Annotated in this window: 26 protein-coding genes and 1 pseudogene; 7 read left to right on the top strand and 20 right to left on the bottom strand. The window is 58.4% G+C overall.

Going from position 1 to position 26,220, the window contains the following annotated elements; all coding sequences use genetic code 11:
• Positions 1-6 precede the first annotated feature (6 nt).
• On the top strand, positions 7-1,782 hold the full coding sequence (locus tag D8W71_RS06960; protein ID WP_121112150.1) for a DUF4012 domain-containing protein: 1,776 nt from the start codon (positions 7-9) through the stop codon (positions 1,780-1,782).
• Between the two features lie 258 nt (positions 1,783-2,040).
• Here the strand turns inward: D8W71_RS06960 and D8W71_RS06955 are convergent, their stop codons facing one another.
• Positions 2,041-4,752: a hypothetical protein gene (locus D8W71_RS06955; protein WP_153275332.1), complete on the bottom strand. Its 2,712-nt coding sequence runs from the start codon at positions 4,750-4,752 to the stop codon at positions 2,041-2,043.
• Between the two features lie 486 nt (positions 4,753-5,238).
• On the opposite strand from D8W71_RS06955, the gene D8W71_RS06950 reads away from it, so the two are divergent.
• Positions 5,239-5,529 carry a hypothetical protein gene (locus D8W71_RS06950; protein ID WP_121112146.1) on the top strand — a complete coding sequence of 97 codons (291 nt, stop codon included), beginning with the start codon at positions 5,239-5,241 and terminating at the stop codon, positions 5,527-5,529.
• A gap of 34 nt (positions 5,530-5,563) precedes the next feature.
• Here the strand turns inward: D8W71_RS06950 and D8W71_RS06945 are convergent, their stop codons facing one another.
• From D8W71_RS06945 to D8W71_RS06920, 6 genes are all read right to left on the bottom strand, one after another.
• The gene (locus tag D8W71_RS06945) at positions 5,564-6,208 is read right to left on the bottom strand and encodes a hypothetical protein (protein ID WP_121112144.1); all 645 of its coding nucleotides are present in this window, start codon (positions 6,206-6,208) and stop codon (positions 5,564-5,566) included.
• 1 nt (position 6,209) lies between these two features.
• On the bottom strand, positions 6,210-7,502 hold the full coding sequence (locus D8W71_RS06940; RefSeq protein WP_121112141.1) for a putative toxin: 1,293 nt from the start codon (positions 7,500-7,502) through the stop codon (positions 6,210-6,212).
• The gene (locus tag D8W71_RS27455; RefSeq protein WP_161965418.1) at positions 7,502-7,807 is read right to left on the bottom strand and encodes a WXG100 family type VII secretion target; all 306 of its coding nucleotides are present in this window, start codon (positions 7,805-7,807) and stop codon (positions 7,502-7,504) included. Before D8W71_RS27455 ends, D8W71_RS06940 begins: the two co-directional genes overlap by 1 nt.
• Positions 7,804-8,103 (bottom strand): WXG100 family type VII secretion target, encoded by a 300-nt coding sequence (locus D8W71_RS06930; RefSeq protein WP_161965417.1) that lies wholly within the window; start codon positions 8,101-8,103, stop codon positions 7,804-7,806. Before D8W71_RS06930 ends, D8W71_RS27455 begins: the two co-directional genes overlap by 4 nt.
• A 41-nt stretch (positions 8,104-8,144) precedes the next feature.
• Positions 8,145-8,582, bottom strand: coding sequence for a hypothetical protein (locus D8W71_RS06925; RefSeq protein WP_236077763.1), 438 nt, complete (start codon positions 8,580-8,582; stop codon positions 8,145-8,147).
• A gap of 575 nt (positions 8,583-9,157) precedes the next feature.
• Complete coding sequence (locus D8W71_RS06920; protein WP_121112137.1) at positions 9,158-9,742, bottom strand: hypothetical protein; 585 nt, start codon at positions 9,740-9,742, stop codon at positions 9,158-9,160.
• A gap of 198 nt (positions 9,743-9,940) precedes the next feature.
• On the opposite strand from D8W71_RS06920, the gene D8W71_RS06915 reads away from it, so the two are divergent.
• Positions 9,941-10,216 (top strand): hypothetical protein, encoded by a 276-nt coding sequence (locus D8W71_RS06915; protein ID WP_153275330.1) that lies wholly within the window; start codon positions 9,941-9,943, stop codon positions 10,214-10,216.
• Between the two features lie 63 nt (positions 10,217-10,279).
• The gene (locus tag D8W71_RS06910; protein ID WP_121112133.1) at positions 10,280-10,567 is read left to right on the top strand and encodes a hypothetical protein; all 288 of its coding nucleotides are present in this window, start codon (positions 10,280-10,282) and stop codon (positions 10,565-10,567) included.
• A gap of 15 nt (positions 10,568-10,582) precedes the next feature.
• On the opposite strand, the gene D8W71_RS06905 is transcribed toward D8W71_RS06910, so the two are convergent.
• Together D8W71_RS06905 and D8W71_RS06900 are read right to left on the bottom strand one after the other, a co-directional pair.
• Complete coding sequence (locus tag D8W71_RS06905) at positions 10,583-10,762, bottom strand: hypothetical protein (RefSeq protein ID WP_121112131.1); 180 nt, start codon at positions 10,760-10,762, stop codon at positions 10,583-10,585.
• 91 nt (positions 10,763-10,853) lie between these two features.
• Positions 10,854-11,420 carry a polysaccharide deacetylase family protein gene (locus D8W71_RS06900; protein ID WP_161965416.1) on the bottom strand — a complete coding sequence of 189 codons (567 nt, stop codon included), beginning with the start codon at positions 11,418-11,420 and terminating at the stop codon, positions 10,854-10,856.
• Positions 11,421-11,555: 135 nt separating this feature from the next.
• Here D8W71_RS06900 and D8W71_RS06895 point away from each other — a divergent pair, with 135 nt between their 5' ends.
• Positions 11,556-11,693 (top strand): hypothetical protein, encoded by a 138-nt coding sequence (locus D8W71_RS06895; RefSeq protein WP_153275329.1) that lies wholly within the window; start codon positions 11,556-11,558, stop codon positions 11,691-11,693.
• Between the two features lie 15 nt (positions 11,694-11,708).
• Here D8W71_RS06895 and D8W71_RS06890 read toward each other — a convergent pair whose 3' ends face one another.
• On the bottom strand, positions 11,709-12,020 hold the full coding sequence (locus D8W71_RS06890; RefSeq protein WP_121112125.1) for a hypothetical protein: 312 nt from the start codon (positions 12,018-12,020) through the stop codon (positions 11,709-11,711).
• 991 nt (positions 12,021-13,011) lie between these two features.
• Between D8W71_RS06890 and D8W71_RS06885 the strand changes: the two genes are divergently transcribed.
• Positions 13,012-13,758: a YqjF family protein gene (locus D8W71_RS06885; RefSeq protein WP_236077759.1), complete on the top strand. Its 747-nt coding sequence runs from the start codon at positions 13,012-13,014 to the stop codon at positions 13,756-13,758.
• A gap of 34 nt (positions 13,759-13,792) precedes the next feature.
• Here the strand turns inward: D8W71_RS06885 and D8W71_RS06880 are convergent, their stop codons facing one another.
• Entirely contained in the window at positions 13,793-14,419 is a 627-nt protein-coding gene (locus D8W71_RS06880; RefSeq protein ID WP_121112121.1) for a MerR family transcriptional regulator, read from the bottom strand.
• 80 nt (positions 14,420-14,499) lie between these two features.
• Between D8W71_RS06880 and D8W71_RS06875 the strand changes: the two genes are divergently transcribed.
• Positions 14,500-14,976 (top strand): DUF4188 domain-containing protein, encoded by a 477-nt coding sequence (locus tag D8W71_RS06875; RefSeq protein ID WP_236077758.1) that lies wholly within the window; start codon positions 14,500-14,502, stop codon positions 14,974-14,976.
• 22 nt (positions 14,977-14,998) lie between these two features.
• Here the strand turns inward: D8W71_RS06875 and D8W71_RS27870 are convergent, their stop codons facing one another.
• The 9 genes and pseudogenes from D8W71_RS27870 to D8W71_RS06835 form a co-directional block, all read right to left on the bottom strand.
• On the bottom strand, positions 14,999-15,583 hold the full coding sequence (locus D8W71_RS27870) for a glycosyltransferase (protein ID WP_236077757.1): 585 nt from the start codon (positions 15,581-15,583) through the stop codon (positions 14,999-15,001).
• 51 nt (positions 15,584-15,634) lie between these two features.
• A pseudogene (locus D8W71_RS28365) lies at positions 15,635-16,279 on the bottom strand (glycosyltransferase); the annotation flags it as partial.
• Entirely contained in the window at positions 16,257-17,735 is a 1,479-nt protein-coding gene (locus tag D8W71_RS06865) for an oligosaccharide flippase family protein (protein WP_161965414.1), read from the bottom strand. The pseudogene D8W71_RS28365 and the gene D8W71_RS06865, both read right to left, overlap by 23 nt.
• A gap of 28 nt (positions 17,736-17,763) precedes the next feature.
• Positions 17,764-18,507 (bottom strand): glycosyltransferase, encoded by a 744-nt coding sequence (locus tag D8W71_RS27450; RefSeq protein WP_161965413.1) that lies wholly within the window; start codon positions 18,505-18,507, stop codon positions 17,764-17,766.
• Between the two features lie 418 nt (positions 18,508-18,925).
• Entirely contained in the window at positions 18,926-20,296 is a 1,371-nt protein-coding gene (locus D8W71_RS06855; protein WP_153275327.1) for an O-antigen ligase family protein, read from the bottom strand.
• Positions 20,284-21,366 carry a polysaccharide pyruvyl transferase family protein gene (locus D8W71_RS06850; RefSeq protein WP_161965412.1) on the bottom strand — a complete coding sequence of 361 codons (1,083 nt, stop codon included), beginning with the start codon at positions 21,364-21,366 and terminating at the stop codon, positions 20,284-20,286. Before D8W71_RS06850 ends, D8W71_RS06855 begins: the two co-directional genes overlap by 13 nt.
• 233 nt (positions 21,367-21,599) lie before the next feature.
• Positions 21,600-23,198: a Coenzyme F420 hydrogenase/dehydrogenase, beta subunit C-terminal domain gene (locus D8W71_RS06845; RefSeq protein WP_121112107.1), complete on the bottom strand. Its 1,599-nt coding sequence runs from the start codon at positions 23,196-23,198 to the stop codon at positions 21,600-21,602.
• A 27-nt stretch (positions 23,199-23,225) separates the two neighbouring features.
• Complete coding sequence (locus D8W71_RS06840; protein ID WP_236077756.1) at positions 23,226-24,350, bottom strand: glycosyltransferase; 1,125 nt, start codon at positions 24,348-24,350, stop codon at positions 23,226-23,228.
• A gap of 210 nt (positions 24,351-24,560) precedes the next feature.
• A complete protein-coding gene (locus tag D8W71_RS06835) occupies positions 24,561-26,078 on the bottom strand; it encodes a sugar transferase (RefSeq protein ID WP_236077755.1) in 1,518 nt (505 codons plus the stop codon).
• Positions 26,079-26,220 lie beyond the last annotated feature (142 nt).

Here is a 26,220-nt window from a genome sequence, read left to right as displayed (position 1 = left end):
AGAACGATGACCCACAGCACCGAGTCAGCACCGAGATCGAGCACGAGCAAGAAACGGCCCGTCCTCATCGGGGTCGGAGTTGTGGTTTTGATCGTCGTCGCCTTCGTCGCGTGGCTTGCCTACGAGGCCGTCAGCGCCAAATCGAATCTCGAAGCGACTCGTACTGCTGCCAATTCGGCCAAGGATGCGCTTCTCGACGGCGACGTGCAGGGCGCGAAGGCGGCAGCCGCAGATGCGTCGAATTCTGCCGCGAAGGCACAAAATGCCGCGTCCTCACTTCCGTTCACCGTCGCAGGCGCCGTTCCGTATCTCGGCAGTCCCATCGCCACGATCACCGAGATCGCCGACGTGGTCCACGGCTTGGCGGTCGATGTGCTCGAGCCTGCATCGGATGCGAGTGCGAGCATCTCACCGGACAGCATCGTCGAAGGTGGTGGGCGGGTGAACCTCCAGGCCCTGATCGACGCCGAACCCGTCCTCGCGTCGACGTCGGCAGCTGCCGAAGACCTCTACGCCAGGGCACAGGCCATCGAGGATCCGGCCTACCTCGGGGTCGTGCAGGACGCACGGGTCCAGTTGGAGAATCAGACTCACGATCTTGCCGGCTTGCTCACCAACACCTATACGGCAAGCAAGCTCGTCCCGACGATGATGGGCGCGAGCGGCCCGCGCTCGTACTTCCTGGCGTTTCAGACGAACGCCGAGGCGCGCGGCACCGGCGGTCTGCTCGGCGGCTTCGGCATTCTGCGCGCAGAGGACGGGACCGCACGCGTCGACACACTCGGTAGCAACAACGAGCTCGAGTTCGCCGAACGACCCATCGATCTGGGTCCCGAGTACAACGCGCTGTGGGGTCCCCGAAACACCACCACTGATTTCCGCAATTCCAATGCGAGCCCGAACTTTCCGTACGCAGGTCAGATCTGGTCGTCGATGTGGGCCGAGCAGACCGGCGAGCAGTTGAACGGGGCGATCGGCACCGATCCCATCGCACTCGGCTACATCCTCGACGCGACGGGCCCCATCACGTTGGCCGACGGCGAGGTCATCTCCGGCGACAACGTCGTCGAGGTCACGTTGTCGACGGCGTACTCGCGTTTCGGTGACGATCAGATCGCCCGCAAGGCGTATCTACAGGAGATCGCGGCGGCCGTAGTGGGCAAGATGACCACCGGTGTCGCACCGACCAGAAAGCTGCTCGACGCCGTGGGCCGCGCGGGCAGCGAGGGCCGCATTCAGATCTGGAGTGCGGATCCCGCCGAGCAGGATGTTCTGTCCGGCACCAAGATCGGCCACACGTTGCCCGATGATCCCGCCCCGTACGCCAACGTCGTCGTCAACAATGCGGGCGGCAACAAGCTCGACTACTACCTTGCTCGCGACATCAGCTACACCGCGGAATCATGCACCGGCCCGACGCGGAAGTCGACAGTGACCGCCACGTTGACCAACAACGTCGATCCGAACGGTCTCACTTCCTACGTGGCGAGTACGTTCCAGCCCGGCGTCCCTTACGGCACCAACGAGTCGATCGTCTATCTCTACGGCACGCAGGGCGCGAAAATCGTGTCGACGAAGGTCGACGGCGTCAGCGCGTTCTCGGTTCAGGGTGGAACCGAACTGGGGCATCCCGTGCAGGCGGCGTACCTCACCGTTCCACCCGGGGAGTCCTCGACGGTCGTGTGGGAGCTCGAAGAGCCCTCGGTGCCGGGTGAGGCCGTGGTTCCGAAGCAACCACTCGTCGACGACCCCAGCATCACCGTCGACGTTCCGCAGTGCTGAGCTGAGTTCGCGCTCGAAGCCGGTCCTCTATCGCCTAATTTTGGCGTAATTAGGTGTTGGCTAGGCGTTCGAGGGTAGCTTCTCGGTTTCGCAAGCATTCAGGTCGCGGTCGATCTGTAGCGCGGTTGCGAACGTCAACTGCGATCCGAGGGCTAGCACTGTTTTTGCCGAGCTGGCACCTCTGTTCTCGTCATAGCAGGGTGTCCAGGTCGGCAAAATGGGTGCTTACTCCTGGAACGGAGTCGGCAGAACAACGCGTTACGCCTCGGAGTTTTGCACCTCGGCAGCAGTTGGGATGGTGCGCCTCACACACTCTCCCAAGACGCTGTCCCAGTGCGCACTTGCCATGTAGTTCGAGTGGCCCAGCATCTCTGTACTACTGGGCGCAGGATCCGCGAACCAGTGCTCGTTGCCGAGCCTCAGGTGGCCGTTTTCGGGGGATTTCGGGGCGCATTTTTGGTAGACGGGATTATTTGGTGGGGTACTGTCGTCGCCGTCCACAAGAACAGTCGCTCTCATCGACGTCGCCCCTTCCGGCACACGCTTCCAGGAGAGCACGGGGCCACCCACGAAGTCTGTGAACCGAATCAGGTTGTGCCACTTGCCTCCCAGCGACTTCATCACGCGCGCATGTGATTCAAAGCTGAGCATGCTGGGAAACCCGCGGGCAAAGGCCCATTGCAGTTGAGAGCCGTATGTCATCAGCCCAATCCGCTCGAGGATCGCCGCTCGGTTCTCGTGCTCCACCAGCTCGCGGTCGATCTGGAGTACGGCTGCGTACATCAGCAGTGAACCCTGACTGTGTCCGCAGAGCACGATGCGGGTATTGGGAGCCGTTCCGTTGCTGAACGTCTCGCTTTTCGGATTCCACTCCAGATGGTGGTAGATCCGGCCGACGAGGTCATCGAGTGCCCGAGGCGCATACGACATTGGCGTCACAGGATGTGCTTCGCGCGGCCAGAACGACACAATGTCCCAGATGACACCCAAGTTTCTGCCGCTCTTGTCCGGGTTCTTCCGGGCATTCATTATCGACCGTAGCAGCGTCACGACGAGGAATCCGATCACCGCGAGCCCGACGCCCTCAAGGACTCCCTGCCATTTCGCCCAGTCCGCATCGCCGAGTCGATCCCAGTGACGGGCAAGCTCTGCCGCAGGCTCGACAAACCAGCCAATTAGTCTGTCCCGTAACGAATACAGCCACGCAGGCAGGTTGTCCGCGGTGTAGATCGAGACGATGCCGCCGAGTACACCCAACACAACCATGTACGCAACGATCCGATGCAGTGATTGATTGATGCGGGAAAGGAACCATCTGGACCCGAATTTCACTGTCTCGCCGAGACTCAGAGGCGTATCTCCGAACTGAAGAATCTGGGCGTCTCGGTACAACCTGCTGAACTCCAGCCTTAAGTTCAGCACCACAAGCGCACAGATGGCCAAGATCGCCAAACCGCACGCCATCACCCCCCAGAGCAAAGCAACCGCCTGATAGATACCCGGAAGCCGCACCTTTTCATCGTTCTGTACCAGGAAGTGGGCGACGATCTCGGCCAGTCCTGCGCCCAGACCCGCTCCCAGCAGACAAGCCAGGCTGGCGACGAACGGCGCGTGGACACCGAACAGCATTGCTCTGAATTTGACCGGCACCCGATCACCCGACTCCGGATCGGATTCCCAGATCACTTCCTTCTGGAATCTCCACTGTCCGACTCCAGCGGGAAGAACCAAGACCAACAAAAGCAAGCAAGCTCCGCACAGGGTGATCATGAGGAGTGAGACACCGTCGTTGACGCCAGCCAGCGAAACACCGAATTCGGATCGGTCGAGCCTGCCGGGCACCACAAGGGCGCACACTCCGACGAACACACCGAAGGCGAGGGCACTGAGAATCCAGCCAGGTTTGCCACTCAGGAACTTCTGTGCAAGTTGGTGGTAACCGGAATACCGGCCGCCGGACAGCGTCGGATCGTCGAGTGCGGCACCGCAAACAAGCGCCAGCAGCGACAGCGCAACGGCCGCGCCCCAGAGATACGTCTCTGCGTTGTGGCCCGACCACCGCCACATACCGAGCAAGAGGAGTGCAGCGGAACAGAATGCTGCGACGGTATGCAGCGTCCTCAGTGCGGGCGCAGTCTCCGACTCGCTCGACGTGGCACGAAATTCTGCTCGCCCGATCGCATCTGGTGCGTCTACCGCCGGCAATGGTTCGGCGGATGCGGCTACGTCCGCCGTCGGATCTTCCTCGAATCCAAGCGTCTTTGCGTACTTTGCTCCGGTCATCGTTCCACACACAACCACCGCTGCGGTTACGACAGCAGCGATGACGAGGGCGCCCGCAAGGGGGTGGGCGCGCAGCGCGTCGGGAATATCGGCGATAACCAGTTTGGCGGGGGTCCACCGCTCCAGCCATGACGGCAGGTGCCCTGCGATCGACTCGGAACTCCAGCACGCTGACGATTGCGGACTGGGAACCGTGGCCGACAAACATTGTGCAAAGAACAGGTCGGCGACGATCACCGTCAACTGCGCTGAGATCAACGCAGTCAGCAACAATCCGATGATGCGAATGAGCGCTCGCGCCATGGTTACCAACTTGGCCGTTTTCGTGCCGGTCGGTGCAGGCAGCATCCACTGCGCCACGTTCACCAAAGCGAATGGCAGCAGCAGTGCCCACATCGCCTGCATGAATCCACCGGAAGTCATGCTCCCCCAGTGGTAGGCCTCACGAAGCCGGTCATGCGGAACTTCGCCGAAGGTTATCGGATGTTGGTATGGATTGGCTTCCTCCGGATTAGTGGGCTCGGCTTCCTGAAAGAACCGTCCGTGACGTCCGGGGTTGATCTGGACGACGGATTTGGCGCCGAGGATGGAGGCGGGCGGAGTACCGCTGACACCATGGGTGCGTAGCTCGACGACCAGAAAGCCATCGGCAGTACGTCCAGGCACGTTCTCATTCACTGTCATCACTGAGCCGCCCTTGTCGAAGTATCGACAGAAATTACCCCGAATAAAGTTTGTCCATATGCGTATTTCCAATTTCCGAGTTACGAGATACGACCGCCGTGGATAGTTTAGTTACGAAAGGAAACGACAATGCCAGCGTTTGCGGTGCATTCCACTTCCGATCTTGACTCCATTTCCGCAATTCAGGCATAGGCTTGCCGGAAGCTCGTGTTCCGGTATCCAGCGGTGGGCCGTATAACTCCGGGGGTCAAAATGAAGCTGTCGAAAACACCCTTCTGGTACTTCCTCGTAGCTGTCTTCCTCCTGGCGGTCGCATGCTCTACAGCAGACGACGCAGCCCGGACGATTCCAAGAATTCCGCGCGAGGCTCCCGCGAATCTACCAGTGCCCAAGCCTGTTATCCCGGCGCCCGCCGTTCCACGCGTACCTCGCATACCGCAGTTACCAAAGCCACCTGGCATCCCTGTTTCCGGAGCCTCGCTGGAATATTTGCTGACACGGAAGCTTGTTGATTTTGTCTACGGAAACGACGGCGAGAAGCTGGTCAAGCGAGCAGTGTGCGTCACGTTGAACCAGTACAACAAGGCCACCGGCGACGTGGACGAGTGGGAACGTCGCATCACCGCAAACGTCGTGTTGCCTTCGAACAACAGCACCGAGGCCTCCGGACGAATTCTACGAGTATCCGTCGACAAGGCCGTGGAACAAGTCGCAACCAAGCTTGCTGGACTCACGGCAGAGGGCCAAACCCGCGTGTACGCGCTTAACTGTCTTCCATAAACGGGCCACTATTCACACGCTGCGTAGGGCAGTACTACTCCGGAAGCTTCGCCAGCGTCAGCTTGACCTGCTTACGCACTTCGCTGTCCGGATCATCCGCGTAAGGCTCGATCTTCGGCCGCAGGCCGGAAGGCAGAGGCTTGTACTGACGGATGTACTTGATGCCCAACGCGCGGACGGATGGATCCTCGACCTCGCCGACGACGATGTCGAGACCATCGGGGCGTCCCTGCTTGATCAGCCACTCCAGAATCGCCGCCCGACCCGAGCCCAATGTCCGGTCCGCCGCGACCGCAGCCATTCGGTCGTAATCCGACGGGACAGCAAGCTGCAGCAATGCATTTCCCACTGCGAAGCTGTTGATCGGAGGCAAGGGAGGATCGAGGTAGAACTGATCGAACAGCACCGGAACCGCCTCGGTTCCCATCGCATCCACGGTGGTGAGTGCGCGGGCAAGTCCGTCGCGAAGATTGCCGATGACCTGGGGGTCCGTGGCTTCACTGCGCGCTTCGACGTTCTTCAGCCAATCGATGAGCAGCGGAATGAGGTCCGGATACCGCTCGTTGGTGTTCACCAGGTCCGTCAGCGTACGAAACCTGAGCTTGGCCTTGCGGCTGGCCTTGGTGATGTCAGCTGTGAGCAGCTCGTGAGCGCGCTGATGTTGAGGAGAGGGAGCCATGCTAGTTCAAAGCCATTCTCTTGAGGACTATTTCACCGTTGTCGATCATTGTCTGCAGTGGACCGGAAATGATGGTCCTCTCATCGACTATCAGCTCGAAAGTATAGCCGCGCTCGGATGCGAACTGTGCCATGTCCTTGACTTGCTGGGTTGCACCGATACTGTTGGTGTTCTTGACTTCGCGGACGATCGCAGCGGTGTCGTCGATCTCGTCGGGAATCCTGGTGCGGCCGTTGATCTCGATGGGCCTCTTGGGAATGTTGGGGTCGATTCCGGCCTTGAGTTCACCGATGCGTCCGGCGAGGTTGTTCTTCTGCCCCTGTGTGGTGGCCTGCTTGAGCTCCATCTGCAGGAAGCGGACCAACCTGGCGTTGCTCTTCGCCGCCGAACTAGCGCTGAAGAAGTCGGCGATCTTGATGGCCGCTCTCATGCTCTTCACACTCGAGATGAGGCCACTGATCTTGGTTCCGTAGCGTGCAATGGTGCTCGTGGCCTTCGCCGTCGCCACGGCCGCGCCCGCACCAAAAGTGACGAACGACGACAGAATTCCTGCTGCAGCGGTGATGGCCAGTTCGACGGCGAGATCGTTCAGCAGATCGGCCATCTTCGCGCGAACGTCGGCAAGGTAACTCTTGTGTGCTTCGACGCTGTCGCGCAGAGCTCCTGCGAGAGCGGCATACTCGTCGACGAGCGAGCCCAGCTCTTCGAGGTCCTCGACGACGATGTCTACTTCTTCGCCGTTCATCTGGTCGAGAGTCGCGCAGGTCGCCTGAAGCTTTCCGAGGAAGGAACCGTCGCTGTCGCTCGCGACCTTTGCCCAGGCAGTGGATGCGGTGGTCAGTTTGTCGGTGTCGCCGTTGGGAACCGGAACCCCGATGTTCTGCAGGAGGCCGATGACCTCGACGAGCCCCTCGCCTTCTGCGCCCGCAGAAGCCGGCAATGCGACGCACATTCCGAGCTGACCGTCGCCCGGATCTGCAGGCGGGGCCAGCGGCGCACCACCACCGACGTTCGAATCTGCCTCGGCCTGAGCGTGGTTCGCGCCCATCTGAATCAAGACTCGGCCGTAATGATGGATCGCGGGACCGAGGTTGCGGCCCATCGATTCGAACGCTGCGGCTTGCGCGTCGTACGCTTCGGCGAATTCTGTTCCGGCGTCGTCTGTTCCGGCCATCTGGCCGGTGTCGGCCAACGCCGCCATGGTGTCGGTGTGGATCTTCGACACTGCGGCAGCGACGGTAAGCACCGAGTTCGCGGCGTCGTAGTAGTTCTGCGGCCTGATCGTCTCTGCCATCAGCGTCCGAGCATCGAGATGTTGGTCGATCTCGCCGACGAATAGTTGCCGTGCGCGATCCGCGCCGCCAACCGCATCTCTTCGACCTCGCCGTTGGCGCGGGCGATAGCGGCGTTCCAGCGCGCCTGACGTTCCTGGTAGGCGGCCGATCCCTCTCCACCCCATACCGCGGCGCAGCGCTGGGTGACGTCGGCGTCGATGCCGGCCATGGTGTCGGTGAGCGAGCGAACGTACTGCGCGATCCGTTCGGTCGTCTGGTCGAGCAACGCCAGGTCGACGGTGTATCCGTGGGGCGGGGTGGTCACAGCCGCAGCATCTTCGTCGACGAGAAGGTGGTGGCGTTGTCCGATTCGGCCCGCTCGTAGTCGCGTGCCGATTCTCCGACGAGATCGCCGATCTGCTCGAGGTCGCCCGCGATGACTTCGATGGCCGACTTCAATTCGGCCCAGCTCTGCCCGTAGGAATCGGCAGCTCCACCGGTCCACACCTGGAGCAGGTCCTCGACGTCGCGGCCCAAACGCGCGAGATCGTCGACCATGTCCGACGAGTACTTGCGTGCACTGACAGCCGCATCGATCTGCACCGCTGTCTCGGTGTACATCTCATCCCCCATGCTGTCCCCCCAAGTTCAGCGAATGCGGATCACGCCCACACGAGCGGTGTACCTTTCGCGGCCTTCATCGGGCCGAGGTCGAATGTCTGCGGATCAGGCATGTCGTACGGGACGAGGATCTGCAGCGCGTACTCGCGGTGTTCCAGCAGGATCTCCAGGCGAGGCTTCGTTGCGCCGTCGACTACGACGTTGGACACGATTGCAACCGAACGAAGCCCATCGGCTTCGGCACGCACTCCGTCGACCAATCTGTCTTTGAGAGGCGACGCCGACGACGAGTACTCGTCGGAATCGGATTGGACTGCCGACACCACTCGACGGCCACCATCGCGATCGTTGAGCACCGCGATCGGGTCGAGACCCCAGTTCTGGCTCAACCGCTCGGCCGCGATGTCGATGCCGACGTCGAGCAGGTCGTCGAAATCCGCCTGACACTCGACACTCGTCTGCTGACGCCAGTTCGCCACAATCCCCCCGATGCTCCCTCGTCGCACTCCCCAGGGCGACGGGGCCAAGCATAGCTTGGAGAGGACGTATGCTCCGCGAACCGCACCCGGGTCTCAGGCTCGACCAGGCCGCGGAGACTTGTCGACGTCAGCCGCCCTGCGGTGGTGGGGCTTCGATTTACTCACTAAGACTCGACGGGGCATCAGACCCAAGATGCCCGCTCGACCCCAGAGCTCCGTTGGCTGTGCCGACTGACCCGCTGACGCCACCAGACGCATCAAACCCACCTTCGGTTAGGATTTGAGTCATTTTCGGAGGTGCATTTCTCGGGTTATGTTCCCGTTCGGGCTGGGTGAAGTCGGACCCATCCATGTTGTGATCGGTCACGAATAGTCGGCGTGATCACCGTGATTCGCAGTCTCCTCGCCACCGCCACAGGTCGGCCCAAGGACACCCGAGAGTGCACGTGCGCCGCCTGCAACTGGACCAGGGGCTGACGCTCGTCAGGATGCGCCATCAGATGCAACACTGGACAACATGAGACGACCGTACTTGCCAACCGGGGCCATCAGCGTGGCTATTCTGTCCCTCGGCGTCAGTGGCCTGTCTCAAATACTCCTGGCGGCGGTGTCGGTTGGATTTGTGACGGCGATGGTTCTGGACTCACGGGCGGAACGTGTCGGTCCAGAAGCTCACCTGGAATCACGTTGATGATCGTCTTTTCGACGATGGTCGGCGGGATCTCGTGAGTCGCATCATCTTTCGGCATGTTTGCCAGTATCACGCCCGCAAGGGTCACTAGTCCGAACAGAATCGTGAGCATTTCCTTGCGGTCGAAAGGTTCCTTCATTCGGCGAAGGAAGGACGCAGTCTCTGGGCTGACCTTCTCAACCCGCCGTATGGCTGCGCGAGGCCGGTCTTCGTAGTTTTCCGCCGCCCACCGTAGAGCCTTTTGATATTTCGCCAGCTTGTCACGCGTCCACGCTGACGCCGTTACGGCGTGGACCAATCCCTCCGAAAACCTGAACGTGCCGTCGAGTACGTGCGAGATCCCTCCGCAGTGCGGACACTCGACGGACACGTTCGAGACTTCGACGGTGATGTTGCCGCTGGCGGAGAGGAGGCCGACATGGTCGACGAATCGGTCGCAGTTCGGACACCACGCGGGAACCTCGGTCATCGGAGGAACGTAGCAGAAGCGCGCCTGGTGCTACGCCGCTAGAGCGGCCATTGCCTTCCATGTACCGGGGTCGCCAGCAGTGACGCACATCCACCTGGAACGCCGCCCGCTGCTCGCGTTATGCGCCCGCTTCGGTGAGTCATTCGGATGACTGACGCGACTGCACGCGACATTCGTTCTTCGGTAGCGTCTCGGAACATGAGCACACAAGACGAGAACGCATGGACGATGGCCGAGGAGAACTGGAAAGCCGCGGTGCTTGCAGAAATCACTCGCCGTATCGAGGAAGGTCAGTACGTTCCCGACAGTTTGAAGTCGCCATTCCTTCGGGGGTCCACTGCTGACCCGTACAACCCCGACATCCTCACCAAGTCGCAGCTGGAAGATCATCTTGCCGATGCCGAAAAGATCGACACGACCGACAAGCTGGAGTTTTACGCGGCAACGTTCAGGGTGCCGAACCCCCACTCGTAAGCAAAGTCATTCGGGCAAACGAATGGTGCTGCAACCGACCGCGCAGTACGGCACCATTCGACCATGCCACAGTCCCTGGTTCGCAGATTGCCGTTCTACTTCGTCGGCGCAGCGATTCTCACTATAACTGCGATGTTCCTGGTGATCAGCGCCAACGGCAGCCGTGACACCGTCATTATGCTCGTCGCGTTCGCGTTCGTCCTCGCGGCATTGGCTGCGGTGCGCATCTATATCGATGGCACACGCGTCCAGGTCGAGGAGCGGCAGTGCCTCCAAAACCGCGGCCTGGACCACGGATTCTGCTCTGATGAGTGCCTGGACGAGTGGCGAGAGTGGGAAGCGATCAAGTAGATCGCTTCCCACTACTCACAAAGCGGCCAGCGCCTCACCCATAGGCAGCACCGGCACGTCGCCCTTCGCGGCGATGTAGTCGACAAGGGCATTGAAGTTCGCCACGGTCCACGCATACGAGGTGCCCCCAGACGCGACGATGTCGTGGAAGGTGAAGATCACCACGAGCCCTGCCGCGTAGGCCTTGTCGACCATCGCATGCGCAGACGCAAGCGAAGCCGGGAGCGGAGATCCGCAGTGGATCGGCAGGCGTTGCGGTTGTCCCTTGTCCGCCCGTCGTCCTGGCTTAACGGAAGTACTGCGCTGCCGCATAACGCACAGCCGGACTCGAATTGCTGCCCGGGTACGCGATGCACTCAGAGCGGAACCCGTCCGTCACAAGGAACCGCTTCATGTATTGCAGCGTGGCTTCCAGCGTCTCAGAGCCGTACGTCGAAAAGCTGACGTGCTCGGTGGTGCAGTGCGCGCCGATCTCCCAGCCATGTAGATCCTGGAACGTACGGAGGTCTGCGAGGGTGAGGTAGCTCGCGTTCGCGCCGAGCAGGCTGATCCACGGGAAGATCGTCCCCCGGAATCGGTATTGATTCATCGTTGCGAGAGCGGCCGTCTTGGTCGTCGCCCACGAGTCGTCGAACGTGAACGCGATGCAACCCTTCGGGTACTTCTGTCGGGCGAAGAACGACACTTCGCCAAACTTGGTCGGTGTCGTCTGACCTCCGACTCCCGCGATAGCCACGCGCGCCGTCTGCACCGCGCTGCCGGCTCCCGTTCCGACAACGCTCGATGGGTTGTCGAGCGAGACCTGCAAGACGGTCCACTGGTCCGCGCCGACCTGCTTCGGGACGGAGTCCACGATGACGTCGTAGATCGCGTAGTTTGCGCCGAGGCTCGATTCGGACGAAGCGTAGGAACTACCGACGAGATCTTGGTCGGGTCACCGACCTTGATCGCGATACATGCGACCTTGCCTGCTGGGTTGAACGGTGTGATGCCACCCGACTTGGTGGTCGATGCGCCGCTGCCGTCGTTCTTGGTCTCACCGCTGACGCACTGCGATCCCCAGGCACCGTCCGTGGTGTCGTTGAGATTCGGGTTGACGAGGTTTCCGCCCGCGGTCCATCCGTGACCGGCCTCGAAGCGGCTAATCAGGGCCCTGTGGCTTCGTCATGCGCGGTGAGGCAGAGCCGAGGGCGTCACGGTTCGACGCAAATGTGATCGTCAGATCCCATTTGGTGCTGTCGTACGAACCGGTGGAGGTGTGTGCGCTGCTTGCTTTGACGACGTCGCCTGCGGGCGAGACGACCGATTGCCCGACTGCATAGGTGGTGTTCGCGGCCCACTTGCCGATGAACCGTTGATCGAGCGCGGACAGGGGTTCGACGTGATTTGATGACTTTCCAGCGACGGTTCGCGCCGATGGTGACGGCTTGGAATATGCGGGCCGATCCTGCAATGCGGAGGATGGCCGCTGTCGCGCTTCCTGTATCGATGGTGTCGCAGCTCGCGCACGTCACGGTGACCGTGTTGACGCTGGTGTCGAGGTCGTCCTTCTGGACTTCGATGACCGCGCCGTCTGCGACACCGGAGAGTACTGGGAGCGCCACGGATAGTGCGCCACCGTTGGCGTTGTATCAGTTGATCTTGCCTGCCCCGGGTGCGACTGTGGTCGTGAGTGCGGCGGTTGCGCCGAGCGGGGTGAGTACGTTGACCATCATCTATTCGCTCCCGTCAGGACGCCGCGATAGTCGCGGTGCCGTTTCCGTTGTCGGTGATGGTCACTCCGCCGCTGCCGCCGCCCGAGACGGTCCGGAGGGCTTGCTCGGTGGCGTCGAAGCTCGCGCGGGACGTGCCAGCAAATGTGCGCTTGCCGGCATCGGATATGGGAGCCGGAAGGATGACAGTGTCGCCCGTTGCGTATGCGGTGAGGGGTCGCCAAACGGGCGCATAATGTTTGCCGTGAGCCTTTTCCCAGTTCAGGCTGTTTACGGCGCGATGTTGAGAGGGTGCGCAAGCATGAATTCGAAAGTACGTTCGTCTCAATTCCGATCAACACGAACGAGCAGGAACCCTTGATGCCGAGGAGAAGAACATGGCGCCAGCACACCAAAGGCGATAACGACAACCAAGCTAATAGCTGGTGTCGGACTAGCAATTCAAATTCCTGGCATGAGACGCAGGTGGTTCTGGGAACCTCATTCTGGCTGCAGTTTGCGTCGCGGCGCCCAATGCGAAGACTGAGATCTGATATTCAGATACGTCCCCGAACGCAAAAAGCCTGGACTCCGTTATCTGCATGAATGACGTAAGTCCACAGGCCATCCGAGACGGTGCCAGCGTACTTCATTTGCCCGAGCATGAGGCCGGCCGCTGGCATGCCGACGTTGGTGAGCGTTGTGACGCTCGGCGTTGACGACGACTGCAGACCCACGCCTACTGTGGGCGGTGTGGACCGCGATGGTGGACGACGACTCTGGCCGAGGCCTCCTCTTCTGCCGCGCCCGATTCTGATGGACCAACGCTGGGAACGACTCGTGTTCTTGCATTGGCGCGTCCCCAGTCACCGGGTCGCTCCGCTACTGCCTCGTGGGTGTGTCCCCGACGAGTTCGACGGTTCGTCGTGGGTTGGCCTGATCGGGTTTCACATGGTGGGTGCGGGGTTGGGGTACCGGCGTCCCGTCCCCTACTTGGGCACGTTTCCAGAGATCAACGTCCGGCTGTATTCGGTGGACGCAGAAGGCCGACGGGGAGTCGTGTTCCGATCTCTCGAAGCGAGCCGTCTCGCGGTGGTGGCGGGAACCAACCTCGCCCGCGTTCCCTATCGATGGGCGTCCATGTCCATCGATGACGACTCATCGAAGATCGCCTACCGAAGCACGCGATTGGCACCGCCGCACCGCGGCGTCACAACGGATTTCGGGGTGGTTCGTGGCTCACGCGACATGTCCGACGACCCACTTGCTGTATTCCTCACGGCGCGTTGGGGTCTGCACACGTCTATGGCAGGACGACTTCTCTACGTGCCGAACGTGCACCGGCGATGGCAACTGTCGGACGCCTCGGTCACTCACTGCAACGACCAACTCGTCGGAGCTGCGGGACTTCCGAATGTCTCAGGCCGGCCACCGGACTCGGTGCTGTACGCATCTGGTGTCTCCACGCAATTCGGCCGGCCGTACACCGTGCAGCGCTGACTGAAGACTAACCCAGGCGTCGTCGCCGGACGCCCTAGGAGCCGTCCGATCGATAGCTGACCGCCTCCAAGGCAAGTCGCCGGATCTCGACGATCACTTGCCCGATGACGACGGTTCCGATGAGCATGGTCTCGACCGCCGCCGTGCGGTCCGGCATGGCACGTGCGTACTCCACCTCCGGCTCGACGACGCCTTCGACAAAGTCGCTGATTGCATCGAAGTAGGACATCGAGATCGGGAAGTCGAACCTGCGGAGCGTGGCGATCAGTTCGGCAAGCCGGTGCGGCGCCGGAGCGTTCGGAGCGACGTGCCACTTCCGTGATGCCATCCAGGTCTGCACTTCGTCGAAAGCGGCGTCGACGTCGTCCGGACGGTCATCGGCGGGTACTTCGTCGAGGCCGTGCATCACAGCACCGAAGGCGTCGTGCATGGGCGTCGCCTCGTCGTCGACCGCTGCGAGTGTGGCACGGACGCGCGAAATCGGAAGTCCGCCAACGTCTATGAGTGACCGGATCAGCTGAAGGCGCCGAACGTGCAGTTCGCCGTAGTCCGCTTGATTGGTCGCCGTCTGCTGCCCGGCAGGCAGTAGTCCCTCGCGTAGGTAGTACTTGATCGACGCGACGGAGACGCCACTGCGCCTGCTCAGCTCCGAGACCTTCACCGGCCGACCCTTGACATCACCAGCAGACAGTAGCACTATCCATAATAGATAGAGTCACTATCCAAACTGGAGGTATCGACATGAGCGCAGTTCAGCCTGGCCGCTACACCGCGCAGATGGACGAAGATTTCGTCGTCTTCATCATCGGGATGCGCATCAACAAGCTTCGGAAGGTCCACAAGTGGTTCGGACCGTTCGCTGCCATGCCGCGGATGCTTCGCGAACTGCGCACACATCCCGACAAGGGATTGTTGGGCGCACGCATGTCAATCGGCGGACGGACCATCACCGTGGTCCAGTACTGGCGCAGTTTCGACGACCTGGAAGCGTTCGCGAAGAACCCGAACGATCCGCACCTGCCCAACTGGAGAGCGTTCAACAAGAAGGTCGGCGTCAGTGGTGACGTGGGTGTTTATCACGAGACGTACCGCGTCGGGGCCGGACAGCACGAGTCCATCTACTCCAACATGCCCGTCATGGGATTGGCCGAAGCCGGCAGCTCCGTGGCCGTCGGGAAGCGTACAGAGACTGCACGGAAGAGGATTTCGACGAACTAGCCCTAAAACCCGAGAAACTGATCTATGCACTCGGAGAAGACTGAGCAACCCCGCCCATAGCCAAACCATAGAGATCCATTAACCCGCCATAGTGGTGATCGTCCGAAACAACTCGACTTTCCAATGCCGACCAAAACCGCTGGCTTCGCGCCGCATTTTCCTCCAAAGTCTGCAGAATCGCAGACGCCAGCAAATCAGGAGAGTCGTCGCCGTAAACACGCCCTGTCCCCGGTTCAACCATTTCTGGCAAACCACCACGATCGCTTACCACCACAGGCACGCCGTGCTGAAGGCTTTCGCGAACCGTATACGGACTGTTCTCTGCCCACCGAGAAGGGTGCACAGTCAAACTAGCATCCGACAAAATCCGCTCAAGACTATTTACTTCATACCGACCGAAAAAGGACACATTTCGTAAGTTGAGACTAGCTGCAAGTTCCACGAGAGAATCACTCGCGCTGCCGCTACCGTATATATCCAGACGAGCACCCGGGTAAGCAGCCGACACAGATGGCCAACCCTTAAGCAACACGTCAACACCCTTCTCTTCCGAAAGCCGCCCAATGTACAACACCCTAGGGCGCTTTTCAGCAACGTCACTACCCACGGTGCCAGCCTTTCGAACTCCCCAAGACAAATCAAGATATCTTACTGGCGCAGCAACAGCAGGCGACTCTTCGAGCAATCCCGCCATATATCTAGATGGGGCGTGTATCACAGATCGCGACCGCGACCAAAAGTAATCAGAGATTGGGAGCTCGACAGCGCCGAGAACCGAACTACCCAACGACCCCTTTATGCACTTCCGCGACAGGATTGCGCCCATTCTACGTCCCATAGAGGCGCCGATGCATGCGGTGCACTCCTGATTCTTTGCGTCGTCCCAAAGCCGTTGATTCGCACACACGAACTTGTATTCATGCGCAGTCGTGATCGATGGAAGACGCTTTTTAGACACCACACGAGCTAGGCTCGGAGTAAGCTGGCGACACGTCATATTGAAATGGACTACATCAGGACGAAATTCGTCGATACACGCCGAAAAAAGCCGGCCGACCTTTGGCGAGTATACCGAAGCCATTGCACTCTGGGCAGTGTGCAATGGCGTCGATGAATACGACCTGAACGGTGACATGGAGACCTCGTCTCCCAATACATGCATCGAATGCTCACCTTCTGGAGGCGACATTCCAAAAAAATGAAGCGTGTGGCCATGTTCTCGTAGATGTGTGGCTAACCACGCCATGTACGTCTCAACACCACCTACGTGGTGCAGGAACTTATTGACTACCAATATTCGCATCGTCTGATCGCCTCCGAGACCTTGGTCGAGCTGATCGTTTAACACCTACGAGATTAAGACTTTTCAATATTCGCCTGAGAAAAAATACACCAGGATCGGCCATCCTCAGCAACATTGCAATGAGACAAAATGCCACCAAATAGGCGATTGCGCTATATACAACGGATAGAAATCCAACGTTAAGATGCTCAAAATACAACTTCATCTGAAACCCAAAGCAACCGCTGCCTAAGGTCAGGCCAGCTACCCTGCTGCCCACCGACCACACGACCGAGAGATTCACTTTCTCCTCTGTTTTAAACCAAAATGCACACACTAGCCACGATAGCCATAAACCCGACACCAACACGACCAGTATGGCAAAAGTGCCAAAGAAAGCTGCGATAATGAGAGAAACACCAAGTACCGATTTTGTCAACATATTGTATCGGAGAAGAGAAGCAGTACTACCCAACGACACGAAGTTCCAAAAATAGACCAGCGCCAAAGCCTGCGCAGGTATACCTATCGAAACCACCTGCAGCATGTTCGCTGCACCAGACCATTGACTACCGAGCAAAATTGCAACAATTTCTGAAGAAAAGACAAAGATGAATGAACCGCAAAAAGCACCAACTAGCCCAACGGACTTCAGGACTTTAGCAGAGAAGGATGAATACTCGGCTGTACTGTCGCGATTGGCGAAATTCGCAAGCACGACATTAGTCAACGGCGACAAGATCTGATTGATCGGCAAGGAATAGATCTGAAACGCACGACCGAACTCACCCGCTTGTACTACACCGGAAAATTTTCCGATCAGAATGGCCGGCAGTGCGTTGACCGAATAGCTTAGAACTTGCGCCAACCCCAGGTTGGCACCAAACGAGATAAACGACCGTATCGAAACTGACCGATCTACAGCCGGCGGAATCCAGCGCGTCGAAAAGACACGGAGTATCAACACCACAAAAGATGCCGACACCTGAAGACCTACCAAGGACCACGGCCCGGCCCCTTCCAACGCAAGAACGCATCCCACAATTAGTCCAACGCACTGGCCCGTCACATCGGTTGCCGCAACTGCACCAAATCGATGCTCGCGACTTAGCCTTACCTGAAACTGCGTCTGAACTGCGTTGAGGAAAAACACTCCACCTAGGCCACATACGACACCACCCAGACCCGGAATGCCCAGCAATATCTCGGCAGGGAACGCGATAGCCAGAGAGACTAACAGAAGCGCAAGCCCAAGAACTACGCTTGCCCAAAACAGGTTCCCTTGCTGCTTATCGCTTAAGCTCTTCGCTTGAATAGAAGCCGCAGAAAGACCGAAGTCTCTTAAGAGTTCTGCGACTCCAACCAAAGCAGTCGCGACGGCGACAACGCCAAACTCTGCTGGAGTCAGCAGTCTACCTAGAACAACCAGATTGACCATTAGAAGGAATAACTTGCAAACCTGCCCAGCTACTGTCACCAAAGCCGAGGAGGCCGACGAGCTGGCTTTAACGCGTGGCACTAGCGCCATCCCCATCTGCTGGCTTATCGCCTACCACTCCACTGTCAAGTAGCGATACAACTTTGTCAACGATTTCCGTCCACCCATATTTCGCTGACTCGACCCTCACCAGTTCGGAGAACGTGCCCAGCCGCTCGTTGATTGTCGCAATCGACTGCGCAAGCTCTGACGCATCCCAATTCTCCTTCATGAGGATCCCAAGGTCCCCGTTCACTTCGAAACGTAGATCGCCTACCGGTGCCGCGACTACAGGCTTTCCAAAAGCCATAGCAAGTTTCAACACTCCGCTAGTCGACCCCTCCCGGTATGGCAGCACTACAACGTCGCACGCCGAAAAGTAGTTTTGTACCTGATCAAACGGAATACGGTAGTCAGCCAAAACCACGTCGTCCGGGAGATGATCACTTTTCAACGTTATTGCAAGTCTGGACGAGCTATCGAACATGCGCTTCCCGGCAATAATAGTGATTGGGTCAACACCACTGTTAGTCAGCTCTACGTGAGCGTCCAGCAACTCATGGATACCCTTCCTATCTTCAATATTCCCGAAAGACAAGACCACGAGACGGTTCGACCCAGCCGGAAGGTTTAAGACTGCACGGGCGGTCTCGCGTGTGAGGCTCTTGGTATTGAAAATGTCATAGTTCCCGTGTGGTACAACAACGCTATTCTCGGCGAATTTCGAATTGGACGCGTCAATTGCCGATTTTGCACTTCCTGTATGGAACACGCGAGCACTAAAGGATCGATAGTAGATTTTATAGATAAACGGCCCGAACGGACGGCGATAATGTGGCACGACATCGTGAACAACAACAGCACATCGCGCGCCTAACTGCCGCATGAACCGGACTAGAAGCGATTCTAAAAGCGGAAACTTCAACGGACCCTGAAATATAAAGTCTGAGCTAAGACGGTATCTGAACCACAGACGCGTGAATTTCACAATGTCGATCGGGTAGTGCCTACTTCTCCTGAACAACTGCAACACTGCGAAGGGTCCCGACGCCAGTTGAGGATCGATCGCGGAAGACGTCACAAGCGTTGTAGCGCGTCGCAAGCCAGACTTGCGGCAGAAAGATACTGCATAGTCGGTGAGTCCGGAGTCGCCGGTGAATGTCACCACGAAAAGCTGCCGGGAGGAGACGTCAGTTGACACTCTGACTCCCGCGCGTTCCGGTTCGGGTACGACCGGGCTGGTCCTTAGTGCCAAACTGAGTGTGCAAACCCTCGTCCATAGTCTGGAACAGAAACCCGAACGTCCACATCAGTGCCGGAAACGTCCACTCATTTACTAGACCCCATCCTGTCGTGACGACTGGGTACAGCGCGATCATGCTGCACACCCAGACGGCCGCCGCGTCATTGCCAAGACCGGCTCCTCGAAACCGCTGCACCGCACGAACCGTCCCGTACGCGAACGGGATCGCGAGCAGAATGAGTCCGGCGGCGCCGATCTCAGTCAGAAGCAGCAGCGGGGCGTTGTGTACTGGCCAACCGACTCCAGTGAGTCGGTCAAACTGGCCGAAGTACGCGACGTACGTGTTCGGACCGACACCGAACAACCAGATGTTATCCAACTGCGACAGTGCGACATCAAGAAATCGAGCCCGACTACCGCCGAATGGGTCGGATTCGTTGCGTTCAGAAACACGGGTATAGCCGATAACAGCGATAAACGCGAGGAGGGGCACCAACACAAAAAAACTTGGAGTCAGCTTGAAGCGCAACCTCCCGCGCAATGCGCTGATCGCGAGCCAGAGCGCGATCAAAACAACGTACGCTAGTATGTTCGCGCGTCCAGCACTCAAAGCTAAGGGCACTGTACTACCGACGATGCTGGCCCGCGAAAGAATCCGCGTCTTGGAGTCCAGGCTAAAAGTGAAAGGTAGGGCGACGATGCATAAGAGGAGAATCATCTTGCCCAAAGACGCCGGGTGATCAAAAGTTCCGTTTGCCCTACCGGTAACGGTATCGTCGTCAACAATTGTTGGCACGAAGATCGCGATTTGCATTTCTTGAAGTATCGAGATTGCACTCTGCGCCACGACCACCAGGAATACGGACCAGGCAATCAAACGGCTCATTTGCAGGTTTGATGCAAACTGATGAGCAGTCTTTGCCCCGACGTACCAAGCGCCAACAGCTGTCAGGAGCGCAAGGGCACCCGCGTACTGTAATAATGTTCTGTCCCACACGACTAGCAGAGCCACACCAAGATAGACAACGACAGGAACCAAGAGTCGACCGTTCACGGCGCCCACAGAGCGATTAAAAAAGAACCACATCGCAAGTCCCGCGATTACTGCCCCTGCAGTAGTCAGGCGCGCCGCTGATCCCGCAATCCCCACGTGAATACTCGCTCCGCCATCCGCGAAATAGTAAATCGGGCGCGATATAGTGAAAAGCGTCAACATTCCGAGCAGAGGCAACAATGCACGCACCGAAAACAGAGGTGAGAATGCGTAGAATCCTACCGCCAACGCGAATGCTATAAGCGCCATTTCTACCGAGGACATTGCACACCTCGGTCGGTTCGCGCAATTTTATCCCCACTATCGTATTCCATCCAAGTAAAGTTCTGGGCGGACAACGAAGTCACTTTTGGCAGGTTGGATTTTATAGTTTCAACTAGCGAATCAAGTCCGTAGTTCTCAATTTGTGACACAACGCTCACCAGACGTGAACTGTCGTGCAGCTCGTCTAACTCAATACTCAAGTTGGGTAGTTCGAAAAGTGAATATAGGCCTTCTGCCTTCCCGTTGGTATTTATTATTGCAGCCGGAACGCCCTCGGAGAGCGAGAGTATTCCAAGATGCATACGTCCAGTCACGACGAACCTACATTTTCGAACAATTGCTTTGACATCTAGGGGGTCCAATAAGCGATCGATATAGTCGACGCTTGCGTTCGGCGGCCTGAGAGACCTGAGCGCGGCTTGCGCGTCCAAGTCGGAGTCCCCCGGGCGGATCACGTGTGGGAGGACAAGAACGGTATAGCCTCGCTCAACTAATTCGTCGACTAGTTTTACGTACACGGTCGCCTCAACTCCGGCTCCACTTACCAAGCCGCTTACGTTCACGACCACCGTTGAACCTTGTTCTTCATCAGAATGTTTCGCACTTTGTAGCGAGAACACTAGGTCCGCGACGCCTACAGTGTTCTCAACACCCAGCGAAACGAGCCGATCTCGTGAAATTGGATCCCGCACGTACAAGGTTGATTGGCTCTTGCCGAGGTACCTCATCGCGGTGACCGCGGAAGTCACTGGTTCTGCCGACCAGCTGAAGCCAAAGACGGCGGTCGTCTGTCCGGCACGTTGACTTGCCGCAAGTATTGAGCAACGTGCGATCGAACTGGTTGGGAAATAGCGCCCGTCCATCACGTCAGCGCCAATCACACCAATCTGACTGGCCCGTCGCGCTATTCTGTGAAATTTCCAGGCATCGGGAATCCTGGTCAGCAAACCTCTGTCAAGCAGTCCAGGCAGTTCAATCCAAGTCACCTGTGGTGTGCTTTCTAAAGATTGAGAAAACGCTGCGGCTGAATTGCAAATCACAGTAGTCCGGCATTCTGCCTTCTGGAGCACGGTCGCTAGCATCGCGTGATCTCCGATGTTCCCGCTGCCTGCGGTTGCTATGACAACGAGTTGTGAGTCACCGGAGCTGAAGGACGGATCATGCAAATCATTGCGCAACAGGGCGGCCCCCCACCTTAGAATGGTGTCTTCGATCAGAAAGAGTCGAGCATATGCTGGTCTTGTTCGCATTTTACCTAAGACGGTACCTACGCGCTTCCGAGCTGCCGATTTTATTGACCCAGTCATTTGCCCTCCTCGTCCGCGCGAACATGGCGTACCATACGTCTATGGCTCGCCTGCTGCAGATCGACAACAGCGGCCCTCCTGATGACACCCGCCATGCGAATCGCAGCTGAGGCGATCTTGCGAATACGCGGACGCCAATCCAACTCAAAGGCGTAGGCCATTTCGTATTTCAAGAGAGAGGGCGCTATTAGAACGGTGTAGTCGGTCAGCCTGCCGCTTGCTTTCGCCTGAGCAAACGCTTTGAAGCTGTACTGGCTCAGCCTGCGTCGCTGTCGCGCTATTCGACGACGTTTTTCGCTTGGTTGGTCTGCATCGGCCGTTGACACTCGTTTCTTAGGTGCCCACCTGCCCGAGGCAGCGTCGTCCCTCAAGCGTACAGCCAGTCCCTCGCGTCTATGTCGTATATTTCCCAGTTGGGTTGCACGGGCGGATTCGGTGTCCATGCGCCCACCGTCTAATTCGTGGTTTCTTACGCCTTCGTCAATAATTCGTGCAATTTTTGGATCTCGAGTGACAACGATGTTTGTTCCTCGCCAATTTTGTTCGAACTCAGGAAGCCAAGCATCTCCGAATGTGGCATCCGCTGTTTCTCCGAAGATGTCATCGCAATAGTTACATGCATTAAGCTGAAAAGAGCCGTAGCCCCAATTTGCCCCGAATAGGTCCGAGGACCTGTCCGCAATCTCAGTCCGTCCTGTGGCCGTCCAAGCCGAAAACCCGTAACCGCTCGCGGTTCCGGATCCGGACTTCACCCTAAAATCTACACCAGCCAGGTCCGGCGGTATTATACCCAATTGCCAGGCCAGAGATTCGGCGAAGAGACTTGATTTCATATGTCCGCATACGAGGGCGAAACAATATTTCACCCGTTCGCGGAGTATTGGATCTGCTCGCATAAGATTTCTGACAGCAGTCACATAGCACGGCACGCCGATAAATGCATACGTACCTGGAGTTTCTCGCACCCGCTCGATCGCTCGGTCCATCGAGCAAGAATAGTAGTTAGATTTGCGAGTCTTTTCTGACTCGCCACTAGTGGATAGTTTGTAATCGAACAGTTGTCCATCAGTTGACGCTCCGACATGAATTACAGCATCTATGTCGCCGTTCTCCAGCAACCAATTTGTTACGTAAGTGGTCAACCCTCCCGAACTGCTTTTGCTTACATCGAGATCATTTGCGACGCGTCCGTAGTGCACAGATTCGTAGCGACCGAGCACCGAATCAACGGTCTCGAGTTCGGGAAATTCGTTCTGCGCGTGTTCATCTTCGGAGGGTGATTCGTCCGCAAAGGGGCAGATACGTGAAGCGACTTCCAGTGAACGTGTGCTAGTATCGCTGATCTTTGCCGTCTGAAATCCATTTCCCGTATCGACCATAGAAATTACGTCTGGCAGTGCAACAGCGCATGCGCCACATCCAACGCAGGCATCATTTTCCAGCACGAGACGGATGGTTGACATGTTCTGCCTGGGCAGATTCTCGCGTCCCGCGCCGGTCTGAGGGTTCACTTTTTCCTTCAATTTGTCGCTATTCGTAGAGTAGGCTCTGGAGGGGTTATTGCGGTAGACGCCGAATCGGTTTGTGATGCTCACAGGATTAGGACTGCCTAAGGAGTTTCGTCAGTTCATTTGCGCTCGGACGCGTGTGGATGACGGCCCCGATGTCGCGAGATCGTGAAGCACTGCGCTGTAGCGCCGGCACACCCCTTCCCACGTGTAAGCCTCCTTGGCTCGCGCCGCGCTCCGCTCACTCAACTTTTCCTGCAAGACGGGGTCGTTCATTACCCTGCTTAGGCCTTCGTAGATTGCGTCCGGCGTAGGTGCGACGAATATGCCTGCATCCTCAAGGACCTCACGATTGAACACGGTATCGCGGGCGACTGTGGGGGCTCCACACGCCATGGCTTGAACGAGGGCAGGATTGGTCCCTCCGACGCTGTGTCCGTGGAAGTATGCGCCTGCGTTTTCCCACAAAGCGAAGAGTCGATCGTCGTCACTCACGTGTCCGAACCACTTGATCCGTTCGTTCGTGTTCGCAAGTCGACGCAGATTCTCCTCGGTGTCGCCACCATATCCGGATGATCCCACGACTACCACATCCCACCTTTTACTGAGGCGCGCAGCTGCGTCTAGGAATTCGTCGATCGTGTTCTCCGGAACGAAGCGAGCCACCATTAACACGTACTGTCGCGATGTCAGGCCATCGGGCGTTGCGCTGCGAGCTCGAAATGTACCTCCGTAGGGAATGAACTCTCCGGTTCTGCCAAATTCTTGACCCCAACGTGTGCCGAGGGCTTTTGAATCGAAGACAAGATCGTCTGCTTGGCTGGCAGTCGCCGACGCACCCGAGCGAAACAGCGCCCGAGCCGCAGGGCCCCACTTCGCGCGCTCCCACTCGATTCCATCCACGTTGACCAGTGTCGGGATGCCGCGCGCGCGTAAGAAGGGAAGCCAGAAGCCGTTGGCGACGTTCATCAGCAGTGCAACATCGGGGCGAGAACGAGCGCAGTGAAGTGAAGATGTCAATCCGTATGAGAGTGTGCTTAGCGAGCGCGACTCCACACCCCATGTGTTGATGCTTCGTACCCTCGGATCGCCGCCGGCGGTACCCGCATCGATCGTTCGCCCGCGTCCGTATACCGTGGTGTCCCAACCATCATCCGCGAGATATGGAGCAAGCCTTCTAACCAGCGTCTCAAATCCGCCGTAGAAGCTCGGATAACCCCTGGTACCGATTATCGCCACGGAAAGACCATTCACAAGCTGCTACCCCTACTTAGTATCTTTAAACTGCGTATGCGATTGCGCCCGTCCCAGGTTCACCCCAGTACGCTCGCTTCCCTGAACCCGCAATGCCAAGGCTCGGAATCAGACCGAACTGACTGCTGTGGCGTGATGCCCTGAACGGCGCGGTTGTCGGGGTGAACGGTTGACAGTCTTACGAAGGGGCGCACGTCAGTACGCGCCGTCGCTACCAGCCACTGCCTTTACCGTCTTCGCGATGATGAGCAGGTCGCCGACCATCGACCAGTTCTCCACGTACGAAAGATCAAGCCGCACTGTTTCTTCCCATGACAAATCCGACCGTCCACTCACTTGCCACAGGCCCGTGATTCCGGGCTTGACCAATAGTCGGCGTCGAACGTCACCGTCGTATGTCTCGACCTCGCGGCGAAGCGGCGGGCGTGGACCAACCACGCTCATCTCGCGCCTGAGGACGTTGAGGAACTGTGGGAGTTCATCGATGCTGAAGCGCCGCATGAACTTGCCGGCCTTCGTGACACGCGGGTCGTCGCGCATCTTGAACAGCACGCCACCTTCACTGTCGTTCTGCGCAAGAAGGGCCTCAACCTTCTTATCGGCGTCCTGCACCATGCTGCGGAACTTGATCATCTCGAACGGCTTGCCGTCGATACCCATCCGCTCCGACTTGTAGAAGATCGGCCCCCGACTCGAGAACTTCACAGCAAGGGCCGCGATGAGAAGGACCGGCGAGATGACAAGGAGGACGGCGAGTGCGAAGACAATGTCGAATGCAGTCTTGCTGAACCTGGTTGCGCCGTTGTACTGCGGCTTCTCTACGTGAATCAGCGGGAACCCTGCAACCGGGCGCATGACTAGGCGCGGACCCGCTACGTCGACAACACCAGGGGCGACAACGAGGTCGACGTTCTTCTTCTCGAGATCCCACACCATCTTGCGGATGCCCTTGGTACCAAGATGCTCTGTGGCAGTCACAGCAACCGTGTCAGCGCCCGAAGCTTCGATCGCTTCGACCACGCTGTACTCGTCACCAAGAATCGGGATCTCGAATCCGTCGAGCGATACGGCATCACGCTCGGGCTCATATCCCGGCAGGCACATGCCGACAACGCTGTAGCCCGACCCTGGGGAACGCTCGAATTGCTTGGCCATCGACACAGCTGCCTTGCGGCTACCAACGATCAAGACAGCCGTCTGATATTTGCCCTTGTTCCGCTGCGCGGTAACACCCTGGCGCCACAACCACCGACTCACGAGCAAACCGAGCAGACCAACGGGAAGTGCGATCGCGAGATACAGGCGTGCAAAGTCGACCTTGAACAACAGGGAGACGATGGCTACTAGGCCGAAGAGCCGGAAGGTGGCGGACACGATGCGGCGGTACTCCTCCGCGCCGTTTCCGATCACACGAGGCGAGCGGGTCCGAAAGATTGCGAGGAAGGCAATCCAGATCGCCGCGAGTGCAATCGAGACGCTGGTAACGCTCGCGAACGCCCTTGCGCCTTCGGTCTGAAGTTCGCCGAAGCGAATGAGTTGAGCGATCGCGACCGCTCCGATGACCACAGCAACGTCCGAGACCCTCAACCTGTCGACGTACTGGTGCTCCCATACCCGCCTAGATGTCAGACGCCTGACTCTCTTCGCGGGCTTGGGAGCTTTCTGAGTAGCCCCGCCGCGCGGAGTCCGCTGCACCGATCCGAGTGTTGCCACCGACTCCCCCTCCTCACCGTGCCCCGCAGCGATGCGCCGTCGGCCTATGGTCAATGAACCCGATCACGACACATCAACACTGACGTGAGGAGTCCGGTCGCTTAGCCCGCTGCTGGGGCATTCAAAATTTTCGCACGCAATC

Source organism: Rhodococcus sp. P1Y, assembly GCF_003641205.1.
GTDB lineage: Bacteria > Actinomycetota > Actinomycetes > Mycobacteriales > Mycobacteriaceae > Rhodococcoides.
Note: the sequence above shows the minus strand (reverse complement) of the source record. Positions and strands in the feature narration are given on the sequence as shown.

What these genes read in the sequence shown, in the direction of transcription:
- D8W71_RS06905 (WP_121112131.1), bottom strand. Translation starts at nt 10,762, where the DNA reads ATGGTCGACAAGGCCTACGCGGCAGGGCTCGTGGTGATCTTCACCTTC.
- D8W71_RS06895 (WP_153275329.1), top strand. Translation starts at nt 11,556, where the DNA reads ATGCCACCCGACTTGGTGGTCGATGCGCCGCTGCCGTCGTTCTTGGTC.
- D8W71_RS06910 (WP_121112133.1), top strand. Translation starts at nt 10,280, where the DNA reads ATGCCACAGTCCCTGGTTCGCAGATTGCCGTTCTACTTCGTCGGCGCA.
- D8W71_RS06875 (WP_236077758.1), top strand. Translation starts at nt 14,500, where the DNA reads ATGAGCGCAGTTCAGCCTGGCCGCTACACCGCGCAGATGGACGAAGAT.
- D8W71_RS06855 (WP_153275327.1), bottom strand. Translation starts at nt 20,296, where the DNA reads ATGTCCTCGGTAGAAATGGCGCTTATAGCATTCGCGTTGGCGGTAGGA.
- D8W71_RS06940 (WP_121112141.1), bottom strand. Translation starts at nt 7,502, where the DNA reads ATGGCAGAGACGATCAGGCCGCAGAACTACTACGACGCCGCGAACTCG.
- D8W71_RS06960 (WP_121112150.1), top strand. Translation starts at nt 7, where the DNA reads ATGACCCACAGCACCGAGTCAGCACCGAGATCGAGCACGAGCAAGAAA.
- D8W71_RS06945 (WP_121112144.1), bottom strand. Translation starts at nt 6,208, where the DNA reads ATGGCTCCCTCTCCTCAACATCAGCGCGCTCACGAGCTGCTCACAGCT.
- D8W71_RS06915 (WP_153275330.1), top strand. Translation starts at nt 9,941, where the DNA reads ATGAGCACACAAGACGAGAACGCATGGACGATGGCCGAGGAGAACTGG.
- D8W71_RS06930 (WP_161965417.1), bottom strand. Translation starts at nt 8,103, where the DNA reads ATGTACACCGAGACAGCGGTGCAGATCGATGCGGCTGTCAGTGCACGC.
- D8W71_RS06920 (WP_121112137.1), bottom strand. Translation starts at nt 9,742, where the DNA reads ATGACCGAGGTTCCCGCGTGGTGTCCGAACTGCGACCGATTCGTCGAC.